The organism is uncultured Lacinutrix sp., assembly GCF_947500325.1.
GTDB lineage: Bacteria > Bacteroidota > Bacteroidia > Flavobacteriales > Flavobacteriaceae > Lacinutrix.
The window spans coordinates 1-235 of record NZ_CANMRQ010000116.1 but is presented as its reverse complement, the minus strand read 5'-3'; the positions used below and the strand labels follow the sequence as shown (position 1 = coordinate 235).

General features: G+C 34.9%; 1 protein-coding gene. It reads right to left on the bottom strand.

Features of this window, described 5'->3' with window-relative positions:
* Window positions 1–235 (bottom strand): hypothetical protein (locus Q0997_RS20505; protein ID WP_299892599.1); only part of this gene is annotated, 235 nt, incomplete at both ends.

Below are 235 nucleotides of genomic sequence, written 5' to 3'. Positions count from 1 at the left end.
TCTTGTATAGTAATAGTTTGAACAAGCGTAGTTGTATTGTTACAATCGTCAGTAAGTGTCCAAGTTCTAGTAATCACGGATTCGTTAGCACAAGTACCATTAGCTGTACTATCAGTAAATGTTGTCTCTAGCGTGTTATCACAATTATCTGCTTCATTAGTTACATCACCAGTAAGTGTTAAATCATTAGGATCTTGCTCACAGTTAATAGTAATATCAGCAGGAACAGTAAATG